Raw genomic sequence first — 7423 nt, 5'->3', positions numbered from 1 at the left:
CACTCGATGTAGTCGAATATCTCCAGCGCCGCCTGATCGCGCGTCTCGAACGTGCGGGCGTGCACGCACTCGGCCCTGATGGGCCCCATGAGCGACCCCGTCGCGGCGTTGTCCCACGGCGACGACACGGGGCCCATGGAGGGCCTGATGCCCGCGGCGCGCATCGTCTTCCCGAGCAGGAGCGACGTGCACTGGGAGCCGTGGTCCGAATGGTGGATGCGGCCCCTCGGCGGGCGCCGCCTCGCGATCGCCATCCTGAGCGCGTCGTCGGCGAGCTCGGCGGCCATGCGCGGCGCCATGGACCAGCCGACGATCCCGCGCGACCGTATGTCCATGACGACCGCCGGGTAGATCCGGCCCCGATGGGTCCTCGCATAGGTGATGTCGGCGAACCACGCGCGGTTCGGGCCGTCCGCGCAGAATTCCCGGCGCACCAGGTCGGGCGCGGTGTTGGCCTGCGGGGCGGCCGGTTTGGCCGCGCTCCTCGGGCGCCTGGAGCCGCCTCTGGTGGTGCCGGCCCGGCCGCTCTCGCGCATGATGCGCGCCACGCGCTTGCGCGACGTGCGCTCGCCGGAGCGCCTGAGCTCGGCGAAGACCTTGGGAGCGCCGTAGATGCCGCGGCTGGCGGTGTATATCTCGGAGATCGCCGCGGCCAGCTCGGCGTCGCGCAGGTCGTGCGCGCTCGGCGGCCGCTTTCTCCATGCGCGGTGGCCCTGCCTGGCGACATGGAGGGCCGCGCACATCTCGGATATGCTCCAGGCGCCCTCGTTGAGCAGGATGAAAGCAAACTTCGCCCTCTCCGCCTGCGAGCCCACAGCTGCCTGCCGGCGAAGAAGGCGCTCGCTTTTAAAAGCATCCCGTTCTCCCTCTTCAGCCGTTCGTTCCCGCGCCTCAGCCTGCGGAGGTCCTCCGCCATCTGGAAGGGGTTGTCCCCTGCCGGCGCCTGCGCGGCGTCGGCCTCTTGACCCAGTCCGACAGGCTCCCCGGGTCGACGCCGGGCTCGCGGGCGGTCTCCGCGTAGGTGCCGCCCCGCTCCCCGTGCAGCCTCACCGCCTGCTGCTTGAGCTCTGCTGAATACTTGGGCGACGGATGTCCCATCCCATGCCCCCCTCCCCGTTTACGGCATCATGCCCAAACGAAACTCGATGTGTCAACGGAAACGGGGGGAGATTCATGCCGCGCAGGTCGGCCCCGCCGATGCGCACGGCGCCCGCGCCCGCGTCGTAGAACCGGCAGATGAGGCTCGCCACCGTTGACTTGCCCGAGCCAGAGGGACCGACGATGGCCGTGATCTGGCCGGCGGGCGCAGTGAAGCTCACGTCGTCGAGGACGGGTGCGGGCTCCCCGCCACCCTTCGCGGGGTACGCAAAGCCCACGTGGTCGAACGTGACCTCGGTACCGTGCGGCGCGCGGATGCCGAACACGGGCAGGGGCCGCTCCCGGAAGATCGCCTCTACGCGCGCGGAGGACCCACCGAGCACGTTCATCCCCTCCGAGAACGAGCGCAGCTTGCAGACCGGTGCCGACGCCGCCGGCGCGAACACGAGGAAGAAGAGCGCCGTCGGCAGCAGCTCCGCCGAATCCGGCGCCGTGAGGGCCATCGCCACCAGGACCGGCGCCACGAACGTCGCGACCGAGAGCACGACCGCGCGGAAGAACACCACGCCCGTGCCGACCCTCCTGCTCATGGACGTGGAGAAGTCGCGGTACGCCTCGATGTCCGTCTGGAATCCCGCGAACGAACGCGGGGTCTGTCCGAACATCTTGATCGAGGGCATGCCGTGAACGTACTCGGTGGCAGCCGAGCTGATGCGCTCAAGAGCGTCAAATTTTTTCTTGAGCGCACCCTCTTTGAGCAGTTTGATCATCGGTACGAACTGCCCCATGAAGCCGACCGCGAGGACCGCGACAGCGACGAGGGCGAGCCGCCAATCGAACGCGACCATGCCCGCGACGAGGAAGATGAGCAGCGCCACCGTGCTCACAAGGTCGGGGAGCTGGTGCGCGAGGAACCCCTCGAGCTGGTCGACATCGGTCTGGAACACCTGGACGACCTTCCCCGACGAGGTGCGCCTGAAATACGACACGGGGAGCTTCGCCAGGTGTCGCGCGAGCGCCTTGCGGATGCCGCAAATCACGCGAAAGGCGTACGTGTGGCAGAGCATGCTCGAGAGGAACCCGAGCGCGAGGCTCGCGAGCGCCGACGCCGCCGCAACGGCTGCGACCGCAGGCAGGTCGGCCATCCCCCGCAGCGCTCCGACGCCGAGCGGCGCCCCGGCGATTCCCATGAGCGCGCAGAACACCGCGAGATACGGCACAACCTCCAGCAGCGCCGCGAGCACGGCGAGCACAACGCCCAGCGCCAGGCCAGCGCTCGGCTGGCCCGACAGGCCGAGCAGATAGGCGAGCCCGCCCTTCTCCTTCTTCTTTCCCATGATGGGTCTCCTTCCAGGAATCAATCCCATCCGATAAGGTATGCCTAGGTAAACTTTTTGCGGTATCATGGGCGACGCTAGGAGCATTTCTGACGTTAGGAGCCTTCCGCGGGCGTTCTGGAACCGATAGTTGACGCGCTGGAGAGACGCGGAGGCGGCCTGCCTTTCACCGTCGAGCGCCGCGTCGGCGCGATCGCGCTGTCGTACGGGCCCGGGATGGGCTCCACGATTCTGCACGAGCCCATAGAGGGGGTGGTCCTCTCGTACCACCGCATGAGCACGCCGGGGTTCGCCGTCTCCACCAAGGGAATCGGAGAGGGAGTCAAGCTCAACTACTGCGTCTCCGGGCGGCTGGAGGTCTCCATGGCAGACGGCCACACGATGTTCATGGCGCCCGGAGACCTCTCGGTCGAGACGTCGACGGCATGGGACTTCTCGTTCCCCTGCGCCTTCTACGAAGGCGTCGAGATGTTCCTTCATCGGAGCAGCCTTGCCCGCCCGCCCGAGTTCTTCGCCGCGTGCGGCGTCGACTTGAACGAAATCGCCGCACATCTGAGGGCTGGACGCATAAGGAACTGGACGAGGGCAGCAGCGCCGGAGGAATCCCGGCTGTTTCGCGAGCTTATACCAGGCGCGGGAGATTTCGAGCATGCGCGACTCCGCCTCACGATACCCTTGCTTCTGCTCCGCATCGCAGGCTCTGGTGCGCCGCGCCGGGAGAGCGAGTCTGCCATCTACTCGAGGCGTCAGGTCGACATCGCGAAGCGCGCGGAGGCTTTATTGACGGATGACATCAGCCGGCGTAGGAGCATCGCCGAGGTGGCGTCCCTCCTCGGCGTGAGACCAACCACACTGAAAGGGTATTTCAAGGGAGTGTATGGGGTGTGCATATCGGACTACCTCTTGGACGTCCGCATGAGCCGGGCAGAGAAGCTGCTCAAACACGGTGATTCGCCGGTGGCTGACATTGCGCACGCCGTGGGTTACGCGAACGTGGGCAAGTTCTGCGAGGCATTCAGACGGAAGTTCGGCATGACGCCGTTGAAATACCGTTTTCAAACTAGAAGCGCTGCACACGCGTAATCTCGGCAAAACCGGCGGGCTCGCACTTTACCCGCGCAACGTTCGCGACCGTCGCCTAAGGCAGCCTGGCTCTCGCGCGGGCAGCGCCTTCGCCTGTGCGGCCGTTGTTTGCGAAGCCGACCGAACCTTGCGCGCGCTACACCCTTCTGCTCGATATTCTTCTTTCGGACATGCGGTTCCAAGCTCTCCAAGAGTATACTAAGGCTAACATTTAGTGCCGGCGCGAGTCACCTCGTTCACACGGAAGGAGCGCATCATGGCAGATTTCATCATCGTCGCAGCTGCCATCGTCCTGGTTGCCGTAATCGCCGTGAGCTATGTGCGTCGAGTTGGCTCCGGCGGTTGCGCCTGCGGCTGCAGCGACAGCGAGCGCGCACCCAAACCAAAGCGGGTCGAAGTCGCGGACACCGACGAGGCGCACTATCCGTATGCCGCGGAGCTCATTATTGGGGGCATGAGCTGCGAGGGGTGCGCGCGCAACGTCGAGAACGCGCTCAACGCGCTCGAGGGCACCTGGGCGCGCGTCGATCTTGGCCGCAATACAGCGTACATTCTGTCGAAGACGCCCATTGACCGCGAAGCCTGCGCACAGGCAGTCCGAGACGCCGGCTATTCCGTGCGAGACCTGTAGGATAGGAGAACCATGCCACTCGTCCTCACATTCATCGCCCTCGGCCTTCTCGGATCGCTGCTCATGTTCGCCGGCGACATGCTGCTCTACTTCACGCCTGGTGTCTACGACATGGACGGTACGCTCAAGCCGTACCTGCACATCATGCGCGATATTCCCGCTGCGCGCGTGCGCGTGGGAGGGGCGCTGGGGCCCGTCGCAGCCTTCCTCTACGTGCTCGGTTTTCTGGCGCTTCCCCTTATGGCGCGCGACGACCTCGCCTGGCTTGTCTGGCTTGCAGCGGCACTACTTGCCTTCGCACTCATCTGCGGCGGCGCCTACCACGCGCAGTACGCCTATCTCTCCATCATCGCTAAAGCGGGGCATGAGGACCTCTACGAGGAGGTTTCCGCCAACATCATGCTTCTCATGCGCCTGGCAACGACCCCCATGTACGCCGGGTTCATCCTGTTCGCCATCGCCATCGTGCTCGGGCAGACCGTCTTCCCCGTCTGGTTTGTCGTCTTCACGCCTATCGTGACGAGCTTTTTAGGTCTCGTGTGGATGCGCATGCCGCAGCCAGCGCGGTGCATTCTCTTCGGCGGGTGGAGCAACCTCGTGTTCACGATCATGTTCACTGCTATGCTCATCTGCCTGCTCGCCTAATCACCACCGGACCTATACTATATGTAGACCGTCACGATCGTCTGTGGATCGCTTATCGGGGATGGATGCGACCAGCCGCCGCATTCTTTCGAATTCTTGGCGGCAAGTTCTTCCCAATTCGCAAATCACAACACTCCTCTCCTCAAGGTGAGCTACAGTTAACTTGTAATTGTTTACCAAGGCGTACTGTTGTGCGCAGAGAGGAGTTTCGCATGAGTACTCTGGGCTTTCTCAAGGGGACGCACGGCCTGCTTTTGGGCGCGGGCGTACTGATCGGGTCTGTTGGCGCCAAGGTGCTTACGAGCGACGGGGCGAAACGCGTCTACGTCAAAGCCGTCGCGGCTGGGCTGCGCGCGAAGCAGGCCTGTGAAGACACCGTCGAACGCGCACGCGCCGAGATGGACGACATCGTCGCCGAAGCCGCGTATCTCAATGAAACCGTCTACAGCGTCGAGGACGAGGAAGACAGCGCGTCGGATACCGCCGCAGAGACCGTCCCCGCTAAGGCGTAGGCGCGCCCGTGCGATACGTCATCGAACACGAGGTGCCGGGGCGGCTGCGCCTTACGTTTGCCGATCACCTTGGCGCGTCCGACGCCCTCGCCCTCGAGGCCTCGCTCTCTTCGTGGACAGGCGTCGAGCGCGTGCGCTCCTACCCGCGCATTCGCTCGGTCGCCATCTGGTACCGCGACGCCCTTGCAAGAACCGCCCTGCTCGATCGGCTGAACGAGCTCAGCCGCGTCCAGCTCGATGCGGTGCGCGCCCAGGCGCCCACGGCGCTCGCTCCCGCGGTCCCGTCCGCCGCGCGCAGCATCATCCGCCTAGTGGGCAACCATCTCATCCGCCGCTGGCTCCTCCCGCCCGCACTGAGGGCGGTATGGGCCGGCCTTCACTACCTCGGATTTCTGCGCGCCGGCCTCACCTCGCTCATGCGGCACCGCCTCGATGTGCCGGTACTCGACGCCACGGCCATCGGCATATCGTTTGTCAAGCGCGACCCCAAAACCGCGGCGAGCACCATGTTCCTCCTCGACTTGGGAGAGGTCCTCGAGGACGCCACCCGTGAACGCTCAGAGCACGAACTCATTCGCTCCCTCATGGCCATTCCCCAAAACGCCCGGCGCCTCGAGGACGGCGAGGAGGTCACCGTGCCCGCCCAGAGTCTCCGCGTGGGCGACCTCGTCGTGGCGCGCACCGGCATGCCCGTGTGCGTCGACGGCGTGGTGGTACGCGGTGCGGCCATGGTCAACCAGGCGGCACTCACCGGCGAGCCGCTTGCCGTCGAGCGCATGGCCGGCGACGACGTCTTCGCCGGCACCGCGGTTGAAGAGGGCGAGATCGTCATCCGCGTGGGCGCCGAGCCCGCATCGACCAAGCTCCGATCCATCGTGAATCTCGTTGAAGCCTCCGAGCAGCTCAAAAGCGAGATCCAGACGCGCCGCGAGCACCTCGCGGACCGCTTCGTGCCGTGGAACTTCCTGCTTGCAGGGCTTGTGGCGGCGACCACGAAAAGCCTTGCCAAGACATCGGCCGCCCTCATGGTCGACTACTCCTGCGCCCTCAGGCTCACGTCGTCCATCAGCGTGCTCGCCGCCATGAGCCAGAGCGCGCACGAGGGCATGGCCGTCAAGGGTGCCAAGCATTTCGAGGCCATCGCCGCCGCCGACACCATCGTGTTCGATAAGACGGGAACGCTCACCGAGGCGACACCCCGGGTCGCGCGCGTGCTCGCCCTCGCGCCCGATTGGACCGAGGACGAGGTGCTGCGCACCTCGGCCTGCCTGGAGGAGCATTTCCCGCATCCCGTGGCGCGCGCCGTGGTGGCGGCCGCCGCCGCGCGCGGCCTCGAGCATCGCGAACGCCATGCCGAGGTCGCCTATATCGTGGCGCACGGCATCGCATCGGCGCTCGATGGCAAGCGCATCGTCATCGGTAGTCGCCACTTCGTGATGGAGGACGAGCACGTCGAAGTCGCCCCCGAGGCAGAGGCGCGCATCAACGGCGACCTCGAAGGCCTCTCACCGCTCTACCTCGCCCAAGACGGAAAGCTGGTGGGCGCGCTCGGCATCGAAGATCCCTTAAAGGCAGGAGCGCCCGAGGCAATTGCGGCACTTCGCTCGCAGGGCATCGGCCACATCATCATGCTCACCGGCGATAACGAGCGCACCGCCGCACGCATCGCCGCCGAGGCGGGCATCACCGAGTACCGGGCTGACCTGCTCCCCGAGGACAAGCATGCCTACGTGGAGGCGCTCGTGGCTCGCGGGCGACGCGTCGTCATGGTGGGTGACGGCGTTAACGACGCGCCGGCGCTCTCCGCCGCCGATGTGGGCATCGCCATGGGCACGGGTACCGCCATCGCGCAGGAGGTCGCCGACGTCACGCTCGCCGCGGGCGGGCTCGACGCCATCGTGCGCCTGCACGCGCTCAGCCGCTCCCTCATGGGGCGCCTCGACCGCTCGTTCACCGCGGTTATGGGCATCAACTCGGCGCTTCTCGCTGCGGGAATCGTCGGCATCATCCGACCCCAGACCTCGGCGCTCCTGCACAACGGCACCACCATCGTGTTGGCCGCAGAAAGCGCTCGACGTCTCTAGGAAGCATCAATCGGTCCGCTGTGGGGCCTGTCG

Annotated in this window: 8 protein-coding genes; 5 read left to right on the top strand and 3 right to left on the bottom strand. The window is 66.0% G+C overall.

The features are described 5' to 3' along the window. The 3 genes from HGEM_RS08410 to HGEM_RS08405 all read right to left on the bottom strand — a co-directional run. The coding region (locus tag HGEM_RS08410; RefSeq protein WP_019128988.1) for an IS3 family transposase at positions 1-815 on the bottom strand (815 nt) is incomplete at its 3' end. Between the two features lie 76 nt (positions 816-891). Then, positions 892-1098, bottom strand: coding sequence for a transposase (locus tag HGEM_RS10700; RefSeq protein WP_081580887.1), 207 nt, complete (start codon positions 1096-1098; stop codon positions 892-894). Beyond that, positions 1047-2435, bottom strand: coding sequence for an ABC transporter transmembrane domain-containing protein (locus HGEM_RS08405; protein WP_019128987.1), 1389 nt, complete (start codon positions 2433-2435; stop codon positions 1047-1049). Before HGEM_RS08405 ends, HGEM_RS10700 begins: the two co-directional genes overlap by 52 nt. A gap of 216 nt (positions 2436-2651) precedes the next feature. On the opposite strand from HGEM_RS08405, the gene HGEM_RS09815 reads away from it, so the two are divergent. The 5 genes from HGEM_RS09815 to HGEM_RS08380 all read left to right on the top strand — a co-directional run bounded on the left by HGEM_RS09815 (position 2652) and on the right by HGEM_RS08380 (position 7390). Beyond that, on the top strand, positions 2652-3518 hold the full coding sequence (locus tag HGEM_RS09815) for an AraC family transcriptional regulator (RefSeq protein ID WP_019128986.1): 867 nt from the start codon (positions 2652-2654) through the stop codon (positions 3516-3518). Between the two features lie 256 nt (positions 3519-3774). After that, positions 3775-4149, top strand: coding sequence for a heavy-metal-associated domain-containing protein (locus HGEM_RS08395; protein WP_019128985.1), 375 nt, complete (start codon positions 3775-3777; stop codon positions 4147-4149). Between the two features lie 12 nt (positions 4150-4161). After that, positions 4162-4794: a DUF6796 family protein gene (locus HGEM_RS08390; protein ID WP_019128984.1), complete on the top strand. Its 633-nt coding sequence runs from the start codon at positions 4162-4164 to the stop codon at positions 4792-4794. Positions 4795-5006: 212 nt separating this feature from the next. Then, entirely contained in the window at positions 5007-5306 is a 300-nt protein-coding gene (locus HGEM_RS08385) for a DUF6110 family protein (protein ID WP_019128983.1), read from the top strand. 8 nt (positions 5307-5314) lie between these two features. Then, a complete protein-coding gene (locus HGEM_RS08380; RefSeq protein WP_019128982.1) occupies positions 5315-7390 on the top strand; it encodes a heavy metal translocating P-type ATPase in 2076 nt (691 codons plus the stop codon). The last annotated feature ends 33 nt before the right edge of the window (positions 7391-7423 follow it).

Origin of the sequence: Enorma massiliensis phI (genome assembly GCF_000311845.1) — a bacterium.
In the GTDB taxonomy this organism is placed as follows: Bacteria; Actinomycetota; Coriobacteriia; order Coriobacteriales; family Coriobacteriaceae; genus Enorma; species Enorma massiliensis.
This window is presented reverse-complemented; position numbering and strand designations above follow the sequence as displayed.